At 70.0% G+C, this 17,449-nt stretch carries 15 protein-coding genes; 9 read left to right on the plus strand and 6 right to left on the minus strand.

Annotated elements, in window-relative coordinates:
* Window positions 1-397: 397 nt before the first annotated feature.
* Window positions 398-970, minus strand: a complete 573-nt coding sequence (locus ABZX02_RS35745; protein WP_355305124.1) for a hypothetical protein — start codon at window positions 968-970, stop codon at window positions 398-400.
* A 602-nt stretch (window positions 971-1,572) separates the two neighbouring features.
* On the opposite strand from ABZX02_RS35745, the gene lanKC reads away from it, so the two are divergent.
* The 4 genes from lanKC (at window position 1,573) to ABZX02_RS35765 (ending at window position 7,813) form a co-directional block, all read left to right on the plus strand.
* Window positions 1,573-4,137, plus strand: coding sequence for a class III lanthionine synthetase LanKC (lanKC, locus tag ABZX02_RS35750; protein ID WP_355305126.1), 2,565 nt, complete (start codon window positions 1,573-1,575; stop codon window positions 4,135-4,137).
* A 33-nt stretch (window positions 4,138-4,170) separates the two neighbouring features.
* Window positions 4,171-4,335, plus strand: a complete 165-nt coding sequence (locus tag ABZX02_RS35755; RefSeq protein WP_090058697.1) for a SapB/AmfS family lanthipeptide — start codon at window positions 4,171-4,173, stop codon at window positions 4,333-4,335.
* Between the two features lie 143 nt (window positions 4,336-4,478).
* The gene (locus tag ABZX02_RS35760) at window positions 4,479-6,095 is read left to right on the plus strand and encodes an ABC transporter ATP-binding protein (RefSeq protein WP_355305128.1); all 1,617 of its coding nucleotides are present in this window, start codon (window positions 4,479-4,481) and stop codon (window positions 6,093-6,095) included.
* Complete coding sequence (locus ABZX02_RS35765) at window positions 6,095-7,813, plus strand: ABC transporter ATP-binding protein (RefSeq protein ID WP_355305129.1); 1,719 nt, start codon at window positions 6,095-6,097, stop codon at window positions 7,811-7,813. Before ABZX02_RS35760 ends, ABZX02_RS35765 begins: the two co-directional genes overlap by 1 nt.
* Window positions 7,814-7,831: 18 nt before the next feature.
* Here the strand turns inward: ABZX02_RS35765 and ABZX02_RS35770 are convergent, their stop codons facing one another.
* Together ABZX02_RS35770 and ABZX02_RS35775 are read right to left on the minus strand one after the other, a co-directional pair.
* Window positions 7,832-8,335: a DUF3145 domain-containing protein gene (locus ABZX02_RS35770; protein ID WP_030474501.1), complete on the minus strand. Its 504-nt coding sequence runs from the start codon at window positions 8,333-8,335 to the stop codon at window positions 7,832-7,834.
* Window positions 8,336-8,536: 201 nt separating this feature from the next.
* A complete protein-coding gene (locus tag ABZX02_RS35775; RefSeq protein ID WP_355305132.1) occupies window positions 8,537-9,877 on the minus strand; it encodes a S8 family serine peptidase in 1,341 nt (446 codons plus the stop codon).
* Window positions 9,878-10,020: 143 nt separating this feature from the next.
* Between ABZX02_RS35775 and ABZX02_RS35780 the strand changes: the two genes are divergently transcribed.
* The 3 genes from ABZX02_RS35780 to ABZX02_RS35790 are packed head-to-tail and all read left to right on the plus strand — an operon-like array spanning window position 10,021 to window position 12,989.
* Entirely contained in the window at window positions 10,021-11,259 is a 1,239-nt protein-coding gene (locus ABZX02_RS35780) for a hypothetical protein (protein ID WP_355305134.1), read from the plus strand.
* 12 nt (window positions 11,260-11,271) lie between these two features.
* A complete protein-coding gene (locus tag ABZX02_RS35785; RefSeq protein WP_355305136.1) occupies window positions 11,272-11,631 on the plus strand; it encodes a VOC family protein in 360 nt (119 codons plus the stop codon).
* Window positions 11,632-11,651: 20 nt separating this feature from the next.
* Window positions 11,652-12,989 (plus strand): NAD(P)/FAD-dependent oxidoreductase, encoded by a 1,338-nt coding sequence (locus tag ABZX02_RS35790; protein ID WP_355305138.1) that lies wholly within the window; start codon window positions 11,652-11,654, stop codon window positions 12,987-12,989.
* On the opposite strand, the gene ABZX02_RS35795 is transcribed toward ABZX02_RS35790, so the two are convergent.
* The 3 genes from ABZX02_RS35795 to ABZX02_RS35805 form a co-directional block, all read right to left on the minus strand.
* On the minus strand, window positions 12,977-13,603 hold the full coding sequence (locus tag ABZX02_RS35795) for a TetR/AcrR family transcriptional regulator (protein ID WP_355305140.1): 627 nt from the start codon (window positions 13,601-13,603) through the stop codon (window positions 12,977-12,979). The two genes, ABZX02_RS35790 and ABZX02_RS35795, sit on opposite strands and share 13 nt — an antisense overlap.
* A 95-nt stretch (window positions 13,604-13,698) precedes the next feature.
* Window positions 13,699-13,917 (minus strand): DUF6343 family protein, encoded by a 219-nt coding sequence (locus tag ABZX02_RS35800; protein WP_355305142.1) that lies wholly within the window; start codon window positions 13,915-13,917, stop codon window positions 13,699-13,701.
* Between the two features lies 1 nt (window position 13,918).
* Window positions 13,919-14,521 (minus strand): hypothetical protein, encoded by a 603-nt coding sequence (locus tag ABZX02_RS35805; RefSeq protein WP_355305144.1) that lies wholly within the window; start codon window positions 14,519-14,521, stop codon window positions 13,919-13,921.
* Between the two features lie 136 nt (window positions 14,522-14,657).
* Between ABZX02_RS35805 and ABZX02_RS35810 the strand changes: the two genes are divergently transcribed.
* Together ABZX02_RS35810 and ABZX02_RS35815 are read left to right on the plus strand one after the other, a co-directional pair.
* The gene (locus ABZX02_RS35810) at window positions 14,658-15,086 is read left to right on the plus strand and encodes a MarR family transcriptional regulator (RefSeq protein WP_355305146.1); all 429 of its coding nucleotides are present in this window, start codon (window positions 14,658-14,660) and stop codon (window positions 15,084-15,086) included.
* A gap of 125 nt (window positions 15,087-15,211) precedes the next feature.
* The gene (locus tag ABZX02_RS35815) at window positions 15,212-17,443 is read left to right on the plus strand and encodes an AAA family ATPase (RefSeq protein ID WP_355305370.1); all 2,232 of its coding nucleotides are present in this window, start codon (window positions 15,212-15,214) and stop codon (window positions 17,441-17,443) included.
* Window positions 17,444-17,449 lie beyond the last annotated feature (6 nt).

Here is a 17,449-nt window from a genome sequence, read left to right on the forward strand (position 1 = left end):
CGCCGCCTAGGGCGTGCCGTACTCGCCGCCCGCCGGGGGTGGGGGGGCCCCGTCCCGTGTCGCGCCACTGTCCTTCCTGCCCCTTAGGAGGAGGGTCAAGTCGACACGCTCTTCGTCGACTTGACCCTCCTCTTCAGATGTGGCCCGCTCTGGTGCGGCTCGTGACGGGACCACCCCACCAACGCAACCAGCTGCTCAACAGCAAGCCGCCGTGAGCACCAGGCGTGCCATCAACCCGCTCCCGGCGCTGGCCGGTCTTTGATCAGATTGTGGGGGTCTGGGGGCGGAGTCCCCAGGAAGCAGCCGCAGCTACGGACTCAACGCGCCCACGCACGGACACCAAACAGGAACCCGCCAACGCACCAGGGGGACGTCCCACCCAACAGGCGCGAAGCGATCAGCACTTCTCCATCTGCGGGTTCCGGTTCTCCGGCGCCTCGTCCACCTTCAACACCCCACCCTCCCACACCAGCACGTACACCACCCGCCACCGAATGCACCGCTCCGGCAAAGCAGGCGGCGCCTTGGCAACGTCCTGAGTGGACACAAAAGAGATCAGCACCCGCAACCGCCGCCCCACCACATCGGACTCGACGCGCTGCACCACCATCCCGCCGTCCCGCGTCGACTCGTACGCCGACATCCAGCTCTCCACCGGAGTGACCGACACCCGCCGAGCCGACACCACTCCTCGCCACGCGTCGAAGTCGCGGGCGTTGATCGAGTCGAAGTAGGCCTGCAGGACGCGCTGCACGGCGGTCCGGTCCGGGTGGGTGAAGGAGTCCGGGCTCAGGCGCACCTCCGCGGAACCCGGGAGCGGGCCCACGACCGAGGAGGACGGCACCGCAGGGGTGCCGCGGGCCTCGGCCGGGCGCGAGTAGACGGTTCTGCCGACCATGCCCGCCGCCACCGCCGCACCGGTGATCACCACCACGGCCGGCACCAGCCAGCGGCTTGCCACGCTCCCCACACCCGCAGCCTAGCCGCACGACACGCCGGGCAGCAGAGGCCGCTCGTGAAACGTGTCGCGTTACATCAAAACACGGATTTCACTCGAACGATTACATCACACCAAAATTTAGTCGGTTGCATGTAGTAAGACAATGTTTGCTACATAAATAACCGACGCCAATCTCATCCTACGAATGGGTTCCAATGGGGGTCTCCATACCGCCGTTCGGCCGTACCAAACGCGCAATGGCAGCCATTTTTGGCTTCACTCGGAAAGAGCAACCGACACAGCGCGTGCACGACGTTTGCACCCCCGTAACTATACGTCGGACCCGAAATGGAATACCGCAGGTCAGAGGCGCCCAACATCAGGAACGCGACGGTGCCGTTTAACGGAAACGACACGCAACACCGACCCAGCGTCACGGAGCAAACATCTCAACCGGGTGAGATGGACCCAAACCTCATCACGCGACGTCACATACGCACGGGTAACCGATGGTCTTTCGGACACGAACGGGGTACCCATATGACCCTAACGGCGGATTCCCGATAGCCGCGAGATTGTGCGGAAATATGCCGCGTCAAACAAAACGCAAACGAGTCAGGGAGGGGAATTCGGTGGACCTCAGATACGAGGCGTACTGCTTCGCCGATCGGCAGTTCTACGATCTGCAGAGCAGCACCGAAAGCACTCCCGCGGACGACTTTTCCACCGAACTGCCCGCGCTCCCACCCGACTGGGTGACGATCGAGCGCAACGTGTGGCGGCACCACCACCCGACCGGGGTACAGCTGCCCAACCAAGGGTGGAAAATCCACGTTTCCGCTGGACTCGACAACGCCGGCCGGGTGCTCAAGGCCACGTTCGACTACTGCGTCGAGCGGCGGATTCCCTTCAAGTACCTGCAGACGATCTCGATCGTGCTGGCCCGCAACTCCAAGTACGCGCCGCGGGACGGTAGCGGCAAGCTCGTCACGATCTACCCCGCGAGCGTGGAGCAGCTGGAGACCATCTGCACCGAGCTGGCCGAGGTCCTCGACGGCGAGCACGGGGCGTACATCCTCAGCGACCTGCGCTTCGGCAAGGGACCGCTGTACGTGCGCTACGGCGGGTTCGCCGAGCAGTGGCTCGAGGTCGACGGGCAGCAGGTGCTCGCGATCGAGGGCCCGGACGGCGCGCTGATCCCCGACAAGCGCAAGCCCGTCTTCAGCCTCCCCGAGTGGATCGAGCTGCCGGCCTTCCTCAAGCCCCACCTGGCCGAGCGCAACGCCGGTGATCCCGAGCAGTTCCCGTACCGGATCAAGAGCTCACTGCACTTCTCCAACGGCGGCGGCGTCTACCTCGCCACGCGCAAGAGCGACGGCAAGGAGGTCGTACTCAAGGAGGCACGGCCGCACGCCGGCCTCGACCGCGAGGGCCGCGACGCCGTGGCACGGCTGGAGCTCGAGCACGAGATCCTCACGAAGCTGCACGGCATCAAGGGTGTTCCCGAGGTGTACGACCGCTTCACGGAGTGGGAGCACCTGTTCGTGGCCATGGAGTTCATGCCGGGGCGGTCGCTCGGGCAGTGGCTCGGCCACAACTACCCGCTCACGCACCGGGACGTCACCGACGAGAAGCTCACGACCTACCGCGCCAGGGCAGAAGCGCTCATCGGCAAGGTCGAGGACCTGGTGGCCAGGGTGCACGACCGCGGCGTCGTGTTCGGCGACCTGCACACCATGAACATCCTCGTGGACGAGGACGACGAGGTCTCGCTCATCGACTTCGAGCTGTCGTCGACCATCGAGGACGTGCACCGGCCCACGCTCGGCGCGCCGGGCTTCCAGGCGCCGAACGACCGGCAGGGCTTCGACATCGACGCCTACCCGCTGGCCGCGCTCAAGCTGTGGATCTTCCTGCCGCTGAACGCGGTGCTGGAGCTCGCCCCGGCCAAGCTGCGCCAGCACGTGCACGTGATCGCGGACCGGTTCGGGCTGGACGGCGACTACCAGCGGCAGATCCTCGACGTGCTCACGCCGCGCGTCGACCCACCGGCCGACCCCGCGTTCACCGCGTTCGACGACGAACAGCCCGACTGGGCGGTGGTGCGCAAGGAGATCGCCGCGGCGATCCTGCACAGCGCGACGCCGCACCGCGGGGACCGCCTCTTCCCCGGCGACATCGAGCAGTTCGAGACCGGCGGCCTGGGCTTCGGCCACGGCGCCGCGGGCGTGCTGCACGCGCTCGCCGAGAGCGGCGAGGGCCGCTACCCCGAGCACGAGGACTGGCTGGTCGAGGCGGTCCGCACCGACCCGCCGAAGCAGCCCGGTTTCTTCGTCGGCGCGCACGGGATCGCCCACGTGCTGGAGAACTTCGGCCACCACGACCTCGCGACCGAACTGGTCGAGGGCTACCGGCCGCTCGTCGGCACCACGCGGGACCACGGGCTCAGCGCCGGCCTGTCCGGCATCGGCCTCAACCTGCTGCACTTCGCCGACGCACGGCAGGACAGCGGCTTCACGGCCCAGGCCGAGGAGCTCGCCGAACGACTCGCGCGGCAGCTCGCAGACGACCCCGGGCCGGGCCCGAAGGCCAGGGCGGGACTGCTGCACGGCTGGTCCGGTCCCGCGTTGTTCTTCCTGCGGCTGTTCGAGCACACCGGTGACGAGCGCTGGCTCGACCACGCGGAACGGGCGCTCGAACGCGACCTGGCCGAGACGATGGTCGCGCTGGACGGCTCGCTGCAGGTACGCGACGGGACGTTCCGAAGCCTGCCCTACGTCGGCATCGGCGGCGCGGGAATCGCGTTGGTGCTGACGGAGTTCGCGAAGGCGGCCCCGGAACGTCCCTGCGCGGCCAGGCTTCCCGAGCTGCTCGGCGGCTGCACCGGTGAGTTCGTGATCCAGCCCGCGTTCACGCTGGGCAGGGCCGGACTGCTGGCGACACTCGCCCACGCGACCCGGCACACGCCGGACGAGCGCCTCGAGCGCTCCGTGCGGCAGCACCTCAAGGCTTTGGGCTGGCACGCCGTGCGCTACGGCGGCGGGCTCGCGTTCCCCGGCGTGCAGCTGCGCCGGCTCTCCATGGACCTCAACACCGGCGGCGCGGGCGTCCTGCTCGCCATCGCCTCCACAGTGGACGGACGTCCACCACTCCCCTTCCTCGGAAGGGCCCAGACCCCGGCCCACTCGGGCCGGTAGCAAGAGATCGATCCCTCGAATTAGGAGACAGTCATGGGCTTCATCCTTGACATGCAGGACCTCGAGACCCCCGAGGCCCCGAGCAACGCGATGGCGTCGGGCCACGGCGGCGGTGGCGGTGGCGGCTCCACGACCGCGTCCAACGCGTCGCTGCTGCTGCCCTGCTCGCACAGCACCGTCAGCCTGCTGGCCTGCTGACCTGCGCGTCAACTGAAACACCGCGGTGAGTGAGCGGCATAGGCGAAGTATGCCGCTCACCCTCCGACTGCAGGGCCCGGCAGCCGGCCAGCTGTCGGGCCCTCGCTCATGATGCGCCCTCGCGACCCCCGGAGGAACAGCCGATGGCCAAACCAGGTGACGCCCTGCTGTTCTCCGTCGTCCGCCGCGACCACCGCCCGTGGTTGCTGATGCTCAACGCCGCCGTCGCCACGACCGGCGGCCTGCTGCTCCCCGCGGCCCTCGCCGACGCCGTCGACATGGCCCTGAGCGGCACTTTCGTGCTCTTCACCATCGTGTGGCTGCTCCTGCTGGCCGCGACCGAGATCGTCGGCGACGCCATCGGCATCGTGCTCGCCGCGAGCACCACGAGCCGCGCCACCGCCTGGTTGCGCCGCAGGCTCTCCCGAAAACTCCTCACCCTCGGACACCCGTCCCCGTTCGCCGCCGGTGACGCGGTCAGCCGGGTCACCGGCGACTGCGGCAACGCGGGCGGCATCGCCGTCACGCTGATCACGCTGCTGGTCACGGCCGTGTCCTCGGTCGGCGCCGTCGTCGCGCTCGCTCTGCTGGACTGGCGGCTCGCGGCCGTGTTCCTGGTGAGCGTTCCGCTCGCGGGTCTCCTGATCCGCACGCACATGCGCATGACCGCCGACGATGTCCTGACTTACCAGGAGGTCTCCGGCGAGGTCAGCGCCCGGCTGCTCGACTCGGTGTCCGGCCTGCGCACGATCGCGGCCGCCGGCATCGCGGGCCGCGAGACCGACCGCGTGCTGGAGCCGCTCCCCCGGCTCGCCGCGGCCGGTGCCGGCATGTGGCGCACCCAGGCGAAGATGATGTGGCGGGCCGGACTGCTGCTGCCCGCCGTCGAGGTCGCGGTCCTCACCGCCGCCGGGTTCGGTGTCATGGAGGGCAGGCTGAGCACCGGTGACGTGCTCGCCGCCCTCGGCTACGCGGCGCTCGGCATGGGCATCGTCGGCCAGATGACCCAGCTGACCGTGCTCGAACGGACCCGCGCGAGCGCCGCCAGGATCGCCGAGGTGCTCGACACCCCGGCGCCGAAGCGTGCCACCGCCAGGCCGTCCAACGGGGTGGTCGAACTCCGCGGCGTCAGTGTCGGTGACGCGCTGCGCGACGTGGACCTGATGATCCCCGCCGGCACGTTCGCCGCGGTCGTCGGCAGTTCTGGCGCGGGCAAGTCGACGCTCGCGGCGGTGCTCGGCGGACTGTCCGCTGTGGACGAAGGCGAGATCATCGGCCACGACGCGGTCGGGTACGCGTTCGAACGCCCGGCGCTCCTGGGCACGACGATCGGCCGGTCCATCGGCTACGGCACGGACGCGGACGAGGTCCAGATCCGGGACGCCGCCGTCGCCGCCCAGGTGCACGACGTGCTGATCCGCCTCCCGCAGGGCTACGAGACACCGGTGGCCGACGCCCCGCTGTCCGGTGGTGAGGCGCAACGGATCGGGCTCGCCCGCGCGATCATCCGCGATCCCGACGTGCTCGTGCTCGACGACGCGACGGCCAGTCTGGACACGGTCACCGAGGCCAAAGTGGACAGGGCGCTCACCACGGCGCTGCCCGGCCGGACCAGGGTCGTCGTCACGCACCGGCCGGCGACGGCCGCGCGGGCGGACCTCGTGATCTGGCTGGAGAACGGGCGGGTCCGGGGCACCGGCCGGCACCGCGACCTGTGGCTTCAACAGGACTACCGAGCCGTGTTCACCGGGGGCGAGTGATGCGCTTCTACCTCTCCACACTGGCGGGACACCGCAAGGGCGTGCTGATCCTGCTCGGCTGGTCGCTGCTCGAGGGCATTCCCGCGTTCTTCGGCGGACGGCTCGTCGGCAGCGCCGTCGACCGCGGCTTCGCGGCCGGGAAACCGCTGGCCGGCGTGCTGTGGCTGCTGTCGTTCGCGACGCTCGCGGTGGTGGGCGCGCTGGGGCAGCGGCAGGTGTTCTCCCGGCTGGGTTCCGTCGTCGAACCGATGCGTGACGCGCTGGTCGCACGGGTCGTGCGGGGCGTGCTGAACGACCCGTCGCACCGCCGCACGCCGGACGCCAGCGCGGTCGCCATGATCACCCGGCACGTCGAGGTGGTCCGCGACGCGACGGCCGGTGTGCTGGTGCAGGCCCGTGCCCTCCTGGTCACCACGATCGCCGCGCTCGTCGGTCTCGCGACCACGGCCGCGGCGTTGATCTGGCTGGTGGTGCTGCCGATCGTGGCCGCGCTGCTGCTCTTCGGACTGATGCTGCCCTCGCTCGCGAAACGGCAGCGCGTCGCCGTCATGGCCGACGAACGCACCGCCGAGGCGTCCGGCGCGGTGCTGACCGGACTGCGCGACGTCGCCGCCTGCCACGCCTCCTCCGAGGCCTACCAGGACATCGCGCGGCAGGTCGACGCGCAGGCCAGGGCCACCGTCACGGTCGCGTGGGCGAACGCGTTGCGCGCCACGGTGATCGCTCTCGGCGGCTTCGCCCCGATCGCCCTGCTGGTCGCGTTCGCTCCCCCGTTCGTCGCGTCCGGTCAGCTCACGACCGGCGCGGTGCTGGCCGCCGTCGTCTACCTGACCGGCAGCGTGAACCCGGCCCTGCACGGCCTGGCCCGCACGACCAGCACGGTCGTGATGCGGCTGATGGTCGCCCTCAAACGACTGCAGGAGGCGGCACCCCGGGGTGGCGGCGCCACCGGCACCGAGACGCCGTCGACCGGCGAGTTCGTGCTGCGGGACGTCACGTTCGGCTGGAGCCCGGACGCGGAACCGGTGGTGCGCGGCCTGTCGCTCGACCTGGCCCCCGGCGACCACCTGGCCGTCGTCGGCCCGTCCGGCATCGGCAAGTCCACAATGGCCAGTCTGCTGACCGGTCTGATGCCCCCGGACCGCGGCGGCGTGCTGTTCGGCGGCGCTCCGGTGGACCGGGTGGTGCCGGCGATCCGCCACCACGCGATCGCGTTGATCCCGCAGGAGACGTACCTGTTCACCGGCACGGTCCGGGAGAACCTCGCCCTGCTCGCACCGCGGGCGACCGACCAGGAGCTCGTCGAGGCGGCGAACAAGGTTGGCGCCAAACAACTCCTGGACTCGTTGGGCGGACTGGACGCCGTGATCGGACACGGCGGCGAAGGACTTTCCGCCGGTGAGGCCCAGCTCCTGGCACTCGCGCGGGTCTACGTCACCTCCGCGAGCGTCGTCATCCTCGACGAGGCGACCTCCCACCTGGACCCGGCCGCCGAGGCCCGCGCCGAACGGGCTTTCGCGCGGCGGGGCGGGATCCTGGTGGTCATCGCACACCGGCTGAGCTCGGCGTTGCGGGCGAACAGGGTGCTGGTCATGGACGGCGGGAAGCCGTTGCTCGGCACCCACGAGCACCTGCTGAAGACCTCGCCGCTCTACGGGCAGCTCATGCTGGCCTGGGATCCCACGCAGCGAGAAGAAACCCCGCTGCCCAAACGGTGAGCGGGGTCCACTCAGGACTCATCCGACGCGGTGCAGCCAGGTGACCGGTGCGCCGTCTCCCGCACGGCGGAACGGTTCCAGCGCGTCGTCCCACGCGGCGCCGAGGAGTTCGTCCACACCGTGCGCGAAGGACTCACCCCCGCGGGCTCTGACCGCGAGCGATCGCAGCTGGTCCTCGTTGACGACGATGTCTCCGTTGGCGGACGTGCGGGCGTGCCACAGTCCCAGGACCGGCGCGAAGCAGAAGCGCTCGCCGTCCTGCCCCGAGGAGGGTTCCTCGGTCACCTCGAACCGGAGCATCGGCCACGCGCGCAGCGCAGCGACGAGCTTGGCGCCGGTGCCAGCGTCTCCGGTCCACGCGCATTCAGCGCGCAACTGGCCTGGTGCCGCGGGTTGCGCTGCCCACCTGAGGTCTACCCGGACACCGAGGGTGCCCGAGATCGCCCACTCGACGTGCGGACAGACCGCAGACGGCGACGAGTGGACGTAAACCACGCCACTGGTGCTGCCACGGGTGCTCACTGCTGACCTCCGCTACTCGACGAGGGACGTCTTCCCCTACGCCTTGCCGAGTGATGAGGTGATCGCCGCGAAACCCGCTCGCTGCATTCTGCCTCGACTGGAGGCATGTCCGCCATAAGAACCAGCTCGATCATCACCCGACCGGGGCAGATACAGGTCTTAAGTCCCGATCTCCCCGGTCGAGCGATGCGTGATCGTGATCTAGAGGGCGTTTACCGCGGCCACGACGTCGACCAGACCCGTGCCCTTGTCGAACGACGAGGTGTAGGGGCCGGCCGGCTGGTAGCCGGTGCCGTACTTGTAGGCCGTCGACTTCAGCGCCCGCTCGATGTCGGCGGGGGTCGCGGAAGGCTTGGCCTGGAACAGCTGTGCGACGATCCCGGCGATGTGCGGCGCCGCCATCGACGTGCCGCTGATCGTGTTGAACGTGCCGAGGTCGAGCAGGCCCGGACCGTTCTGCGGCTTCAGGCCGGTCGCGCAGATCGGCAGGTAGAGCCGGCACGACGAGGCGATGTTCTCGCCGGGTGCGGAGATGTCCGGCCAGGTCGCCTGGTCGGTGGCGAGACCGCGCGAGGAGAAGTCGGACAGGGCTCCGTCGCGGGTGCCGGTCTCCTGGTCGTTGTAGGAGGCAACCGAGATCACACCGGGGGTCGGGTCGACACCGGGCGGGTTGGACAGGTTCGCCGACCCGTCGCCGCCGTCGTTGCCGTTCGCCCACACGACGACGACACCCTCGGCCACGAGCTGCCGTTGCAACTTGACAGTGACCGACTCGGGGTCGAAGGACCCGCCGCCGGACGGACCGTAGGAGTTGTTGATCACCTTGATCGGCGGGCAGGTCGAGGCGGGCACGCCGGCCCCGCACGGTGCCGCGTGGTTCTCCAGCACCCAGTTCAGCGCGGCGTCCGCGCCGAGGATGAGGATGGCCGCCCCGGTCGAGATGACGACGCCCTTCGCGCCCGGTGCCGCGCCGCGGATCACCGGACCGCCGGTGGTCTGCACGTCGCCGCCGATCGCGATGCCGGTGACGTGCGTGCCGTGGCCGCCGAGCGACGTCGTGTCGGTGTCGAGGAAGTTCGGCACCGGCACGATGCAGTTCGTCTGCGTCGAGCCGTCGAGGCACAGGCTCTTGAGGTTGCGGACGATCCGGCCGCCGAACGACGGGTGGGTCGGGTCGACACCCGAGTCGATCACGGCGACCGACACGCCCGCGCCGGTGAGGCCGAGGCTGTTGCGGGCGTCGAGACCGCGGGTGGCCGTGTGGGAGGTCGAGCCGAGGAACTTGATGGGCTGCTGGACCTCGACGCGCGTCACGCCCGACTTGGCCCTGGCGGAGGAGATCTGCGCGGAGTCTCCCCGCGCGGCGACGACGCCGATCTTGCGGAAGCTCGTGATCTTCTGCAGACCGGCTGCCTCCACCGCCTGTTCCGCGGCGGTGATGTCGGCACCGTGGACGTAGACCGTGGAGGCCGGTGCGGCCGTCGCGACAGGGGATGCGACGGCCACCAGCAGTACGGCGAGCGATGCTGCGCGTTTGTACATGGACCCTCCGTGAACATAGGCAGGCAATCCATCTAACGAGTGATCCACTTATCGGTGACGGGCATCACCGAATGTCTCGACCGGCTGCGTTCAGGCGACCCCGGACCGCTACGGTGTCCCCCCGTGCGGAAAGGTAGGGACTCGTGCGGCTGATCCGTCTGGGCGCTGAACCCTCGGCCATTGGGGCGGACGTCCGTGCCGCCCTCACGGCGTGGGGCGCGGGTACCGAGGTCCTGGGTGGCATCGCGCTGATCGGCGTCCAGCCGCCGGACTGCCCCCTGCCGCTCGACGCCATCGTCGTGCTGCCCAAGGGCGTGCTCGTGATCGTCGGCGTGGACCTGCCCGACCCCGGCGTGAAGCTCGAGGCCCCGCTCGGCGGGCAGTGGAAGATCGACGGCTGGCCGCTCGTCGCGGAGGACGGCGTCGCCAACCCGGCGACGGAGGCCGTGGCGGCGGCGACCGCGGTGGCGCAGCGGATCCAGGCGATGCGCGCGGAACCGCTCCCGGTGAGCACGATCGTCGCGGTAGGCCCGTTCGTGAGCCAGGTCGTGCAGCCGACGGTCGACCTCAACCGCGGTGTGCGCGTGCTGCACCCCAAACCGTCCACTGTGCTCAGTGCCGCCCGCGAGCTCGCGACGTCGACGGTGCCGTGCACCGCGGACCACGCGGCGAAGCTCTGCGCGATCCTGCAGACCACCGGCACGCCACCGGACGCGAAGGCGTTCCTCGCCGAGGGCTTCAGCGACGCGGTCTCCCCCGACCTCGCGGCCGCGAACACGATGCTGATCCCCAAGGCGCAGCTGCGGCAGGCGATCGGCCGCAAGCGCTTGCCAGGCAAGCTGACCTGGCCTTACCTCGCGGGCGCCGCGCTCGTCGCACTGATCCTCGTGGTGTGGCTCGTGGTCGCGCTGCCCGGTGACGACAAGCCGGCCGATGCGACGCCGGCGCCGACCTCGTCCGCGCAGCCGACGACGGTGGTCGTGGACGGTACGACGTTCGTGCCGAAGGACATGCGCAAGGACCAGGAGTGCCAGTCCCAGGCGTTCGGCGACGTGAAGGCGTGGCTGATCGCGAACGACTGCGGCGTGCTGCTGCGCGCCACCTACGAGACGACGGCCGGCGGCAAGCCGGCGACCGTGCTGGTGGCGGACATGGACGTGTACGACGCGCCGAGCGCCAAGTCGCTGCACGCGGTCGTCGCGCTGCCGGGGTCGGGCGGTGTGCTCGGGATGGACGGCAAGCCGCTCGAGAGCGCGGCGTTCGCGAACACCACCAAGGGCAGCCACGTGACGCTGGCGTTCGCGGTGTGGTCCGGCGAGGCGGGCGTGGGACCGCTCGATGCGATCGCAAAGCAGGCGTTGCGGCTCCCCGTCACCCGGTAGAGGGTGGAGGGCATGGTCGGACAACTGCGTTCTGTCGTGCTCGACTGCCCGGACCCCGCCGAGCTCGCGTCGTTCTACGAACGGCTGCTCGGCGCCGAACGCCTGCCCGGCGAGGACGACACGTGGGTCGTGATCGTGGTGCAGGGCACGCGGATCGCGTTCCAGAAGGCGCCCGAGTACCGGCCGCCGGTGTTCCCCGATCCGCACGGCTCGCAGCAGTTCCACCTGGACGTGCTGGTGGAGGACATCGAGGTGGCCGAGTCCCAGGCGCTGGAGCTCGGTGCGCGGCTGCTGCAGAAGGACACCGACGACACGTTCCGGGTGTACCTGGATCCGGTCGGGCACCCCTTCTGCCTCATGTGGCTTCCTTGATCGAGGCCTAGTGTGGCGCCATGGACTTCGACGTCATCGTCATCGGTGGTGGCCCCGTAGGTGAGAACGTGGCATGGCGGACAGCCGCCGGTGGCCTGTCCACCGCCATGATCGAGAAGGAGCTCGTCGGCGGCGAGTGCTCGTACTGGGCCTGCATGCCCTCCAAGGCGCTGCTGCGCTCCGGTCACGCGCTCGCCGCGGCGGAACGGGTGGGCGTGGTCGGCGGCCGGCTCGACCCCGCCGCGGTGCTGGAGCGCCGGACCGGGTTCACCTCCAACTGGGACGACAGCGGCCAGGTGAAGTGGGCCGAGTCGGAGAACATCCACGTCATCCGCGGCGAGGGCGAGGTCACCGGCGAACGCGAGGTGACGGTCGGCGGCGAGGTCCACCGGGCGCGGCAGGCCGTCGTGGTGTGCACCGGCAGTGTGCCGAAGATGCCGCCGCTGGAAGGCATCGACGACACTCCCGTGTGGACTTCGCGGGACGCCACGTCGGCGCGTGAGGTGCCGGACTCGCTGGTCGTGCTCGGCGGCGGGGTCGTCGGCGTCGAGATGGCGCAGGCCTGGGCACGGCTCGGGTCGCGGGTGAAGCTGGTGGTGTCCGGCGACCGGCCGCTGCCGAAGATGGAGGACTTCGTCGGCCCGCTGGTCGTCGAGGGGCTGGAGGCCGACGGCGTCGAGGTGCTCCTCAACGGGCGCGCGTCGGCGGTCAAGCCCGGCGAGCTGACGTTGCAGGACGGCCGCGTCGTGCAGGGGCAGCACATCCTCGTCGCGACCGGCCGGGTGCCCGCGACCAAGGACGGCAAGCCGCTGACCATCGACGACTCCGGCCTCGTGTCCGGTGTGGACGGGCGCTGGCTGTACGCGGCGGGCGACGTCACCGGCCGGGCGCTGCTGACGCACCAGGGCAAGTACCAGGGCCGCGCGGTCGGCACGGCGATCCTGGAACGGGCACGCGGGTTCGAGCCCAAGGAGCGGTCGGCGGGGCAGGCGTGGGCGGACCACGTGGCCGTGCCGCAGGTCGTGTTCACCGATCCCGAGGTGGCGTTCGTCGGGCACACCGCCGAGGAGGCCCGCGCCGCCGGGCGGGACGTCAAGGTCGTCGACCTGGACATCGCGGTCGCCGGCTCGTCGCTGCACGCCGACGGCTACAAGGGCAAGGCGCGGATGGTCGTGGACGAACGGACGCGGACGCTCGTCGGCGTCACGTTCGTCGGTCAGGACGTCGCCGAGCTGCTGCACTCGGCGACCGTCGCGATCGTCGGCGAGGTGACCGTCGACCGGCTGTGGCACGCGGTGCCGGCGTACCCGACGATCAGCGAGGTCTGGCTGCGGATGCTCGAGGCCTACGGGCTCTGAACCGCGTCCCGGGGCTTCTCCAGCACGGAGCCGAGCATGCCGCTCAGCAGCTCGTTCGCCGTGCCGACCACGTACGCGCGGTCCTGCTCGCCGACCCGTTCGGCGAGCTTGAACAGCGCGTCCGCGGTCTGCACGGCGATCCGGAACGTGAGCATCACCGGGGCGTCGCCGTGGGCGCCGAACCGGTTGACGAACATCTCCGCGAGCCGTTCGGCCATGAGCTCGTACTGGTCGACGCTCGAGTCGAGGCGGTGGCTGTCGAGCATGTCGCTGAACCGCACCCGCCCGAAGCCGGGTTCCTCGTGCAGCATCCGCAGGTACACCTCGACGACCTGCGCCATGGCCTCGCGCCAGGTGTCCGCGATCAGATCGGCGGCGAAGAGCTCCTCGACCTTGCCGAGGTAGTTCTCCATCCCGCGCAGCGCGAGCGCGTGCACGACAGATCTTTTGTCGGGGAAGTACTGATAGAAAGAACCAATGGGCACTCCGGCCACATCGACGATGCGCGCCGTGGTGATGTCGTCGTAGTCGTATTCGTTGAGCAGGCTCGCGCACGCGTCCACGATCGCGGAAACAGTCGCCGCACCGCGCTGTTGCACGGGCTGCCGCCGCATCACCCTGGCTAACCTGCCTTTGGCCGGATCTTCATGCACGTCGACATCTTTATCCATGCGAGGGCTTCAGCCCAAGCACAGGTTTGTGACAGCTTTCAGCCCGGATCTCCGCGACGTTTCCGGTGCACCACCCAAACGAAGTCGACGACGCACACGACGGCGAGTAGCAAAAGCAGGATCCCGAGCCACGCGAGGTCAGCTCGCAGCGCCAGCCACCCGGCCACCGAGTTGAAGACCACCCCGAACCCGGCGAGCCACAACCGCAGGGTCAACGCGCTGCGCGGCGGCGCGGGCGGGGGCAGGTAGTCGCTCATCTCATCCGGTTTCCCGCAGCAGGTGGGTCTCAACCGGACGCAGGCGCCGCGGCGGTTTCGTCACGTAGGGGCGGACGAGGCGGGTGAGGGCCAGGCCGGGGGCGATGAGCGGGACCACGGCGGTCAGCACGGCGGCGGTGATGCCGGCCCGCACGACGTCCTTGGGCATGACGGCGACGCGGTCGACGACGAACGCGCGTCGCCCGGTGACGGAGACGGCCGCGAGGACGAGCAGGAAGACCACCATGCTGATGATCGCGCGCTGCACGGCGTGGTCGTAGCCCGCGGCCTCCCCCGCGACGAGCACCGCGAACCACCCGGCGAGCGCGGGCAGCTGACCCCGTTCCGTGGTGGCCGCCCAGCTCAGTCCGCCGAGCGTGGCGAGCCAGGCGAGGACGTCCGCCCGCTCGCGCGCCCATAGGGATGCCGAATCGAGGGGAATGCCGGTCCAGGCGAGGAGACCGAGCGGACTGAGGGGCTGCGCGGCGAGCTGACCGAGCACCCAGGCGAGTGTCCACGCGGACAGCAGCACGGCGACGACGAGTTGCCATCGGGGCCGGCGCACCACGCAGTGGGCGAGCCGGACGATCTCCGCACGCGTCATACCCCCACCATGCCGCTTCCTGGTGGTTCGTGGAGAAACGTCACCCCAACGCTCACCCTGTCGGCCCCCGTCCGAGCGCGTTCATCACGCAGCGCAATCCACGATCGGGCGACAGATCTTTCTTAGACTTGAGGACATGAGCATCGATCAGCTTCTGCGCCTGCCCAGCTACCTGATGCTGGGACTGGTGCGCGAAGCCCGCCGGATCGGGCGCGCGGACCTGCGTGGGCCGCACCTGACGGTGCTCGCCTACCTCTCCGAGCAGGAGGCGGTGGCGCAGAAGCGGATCAGTGACCGGGTGCGGATGGACCCGAGCGACCTCGTCTCGGTGCTCGACCACCTCGAAGGACTCGGGTTCGCGCGGCGCAGGCGGGACGAGAAGGACCGGCGCCGGTTCACCGTGTCGATCACCGACGGGGGCAGACGCGCGTTGCGCGAGCGCCTGGAGGCGGCCAGGGAACACGAGGACGAGCTGCTGGCGCCGTTGACACCGCACGAGCGGGATACGTTGGCCACACTGCTGCGGAAGGCGTACCTGCACCACGCTGATATGCGTGTAGATTAGACAGTCTGCGCTCAAGCGACCTGGCGCGGGCAGGAATGGGCGAATCGGCATGAAAACCGATGTCGCAGAGTATCGAGAAATGAGGCAAGTTGTCAAGCCCCTCCGATGACCTCCGGCTCGCCGAAATGGAGCCGGAGCAGGAATACGTGGCCATGTTGTACGGCCGGCTCGACGACCTCCGTGAACAGACGTCGAAACGACTCGCACAGTCGTTGCGACAAACCGGCGGCACGCACCAGATGCGGTCCGAGCGCGACACGTCCGTCGCGATGTACACCGATCAACTGGCTCAGTACAGCGCCGTCGAGAACGGACTCGCGTTCGGCCGGCTCGATTTCCACAACGAGGACCGCTTCTACATCGGCCGAATCGGTCTCTTCGACGAGGACAAGGAATACGAGCCGCTGCTGATGGACTGGCGGGCGCCCGCCGCCAGGCCGTTCTACCTCGCCACCGCCGCCAACCCCGACGGCGTGCGCCGGCGCCGGCACCTGCGGACCCGGTCGCGCAAGGTGATCGGCCTCGACGACGAGGTCCTCGACATCAACTCGGCCGACGTCACCCGCAGCGAGTCGCTGACCGGCGAGGCGACGCTGCTGGCCGCGCTGAACGAGTCGCGCACCGGCCAGATGAGCGACATCGTCGCGACCATCCAGGCCGAGCAGGACGTGATCATCCGGTCCGAGCTCAACGGCGTCGTCGTCGTGCAGGGCGGACCGGGCACCGGCAAGACCGCCGTGGCGCTGCACCGCGCCGCGTACCTGCTCTACACGCACCGCCGGCAGCTCGCGAAGCGCGGTGTGCTGGTGGTCGGCCCGAACACGACGTTCCTGCGCTACATCAGCCAGGTGCTGCCGTCGCTGGGCGAGACCGGCGTGCTGCTGTCCACCGTCGGCGAGCTGTACCCGAACCTGACGGCGACCGGTCGCGAGGCGCCCGAGGTCGCGGCGATCAAGGGCCGGATCCAGATGGCGGACGTGATCGCCGCCGCCGTGCGGGACCGCCAGGAAGCGCCGCCGTTCGTCGAGGTCCGCTTCGACAACGACGTGCTGCGCCTGGACCGCCGCGCCATCTCCGACGCACGGGGCCGTGCCCGCCGCACGCGCCGTGCGCACAACGAGGCCCGCCGCACGTTCGCCCGCGAGATCATCTCGACCCTGGCCGGCATGGTCGCGTCGCGCCTCGGCAACCACCTGCTCGACAAGGCGGACCTGGACGACATCCGCCGCGAGCTGCGCGAGTCCGAGGACGTCCAGGCCGCCATCTCGTCGCTGTGGCCGGTGCTGACGCCGTTCTCGCTGCTCTCGGAGCTCTACCGCAACCCGAAGCGCCGCAACCGCGCGATGGCCAAGTTCACCCGCGAGGAACGCGATCTGCTGCAGCGCGTGGGCGACGACTGGACGCCCGCGGACGTGCCGTTGCTCGACGAGGCCGCGGAACTGCTCGGCGAGGACGACTCGGAGGCCAAGGCCCGCGCGGAACGCCAGCGCCGCCAGGCGATCGAGTACGCGCAGGGGGTGCTCGACATCCTCGACCTGGACGACGACGCGGACCCGGACATCCTGATGGCCTCGGACCTGATGGACGCGTACAGCCTGGCCCAGCGCCACGGCGTCGACCGCTACGAGACGGCGGCCGAACGCGCCGCGGCGGACCGCACGTGGACGTTCGGGCACATCATCGTGGACGAGGCGCAGGAGCTGTCGGCGATGGCGTGGCGCACGTTGATGCGCCGCTGCCCCAGCAAGTCCATGACGGTCGTCGGCGACATCGCGCAGACCGGTGACGTCGGCGGCGCGACGTCGTGGGGGTCCGTGCTCTCGCCGTACGTGCAGAACCGTTGGCGTCTCACGGAACTGACGGTCAACTACCGCACGCCGGCCGAGATCATGGAGGTGGCCGCGGACGTGCTCGCGTCGGTCGACGCCTCCCTGGTGCCGCCGACGTCGGTGCGCGAGACCGGTGTGCCGCCGTGGACCGCGCGCGTGCCGTCGTACGAGTCCGAGGTGCCGGCGCTGATCTCGCGCGAGGTCGCGGCGGTCGGCGACGGCAAGGTCGCCGTGATCGTGCCGGCCGCGCTGCTGCCGTCGGTGGGCTCGGCGATCGCCTCGGCGGTGCCCGGTTCGTCGGTGGGCAACGAGCTGGAGGAGGCCCAGGTCGTGGTGCTCGGCGTGACCGACGCCAAGGGCCTGGAGTTCGACTCCGTGGTCGTGGTGGACCCGGAGGGCATCCTCGCGGAGTCGCCGCGCGGCGCGTCGGACCTGTACGTCGCGCTCACCCGTGCGACGCAACGACTCGGCGTCGTGCACACCGCGGCGCTGCCCGATGTGCTATCCCGGCTGAAGGACGTTTCGTAACGAACG

Origin of the sequence: Lentzea sp. NPDC003310 (genome assembly GCF_040610935.1) — a bacterium.
Taxonomy (GTDB): Bacteria; Actinomycetota; Actinomycetes; order Mycobacteriales; family Pseudonocardiaceae; genus Lentzea.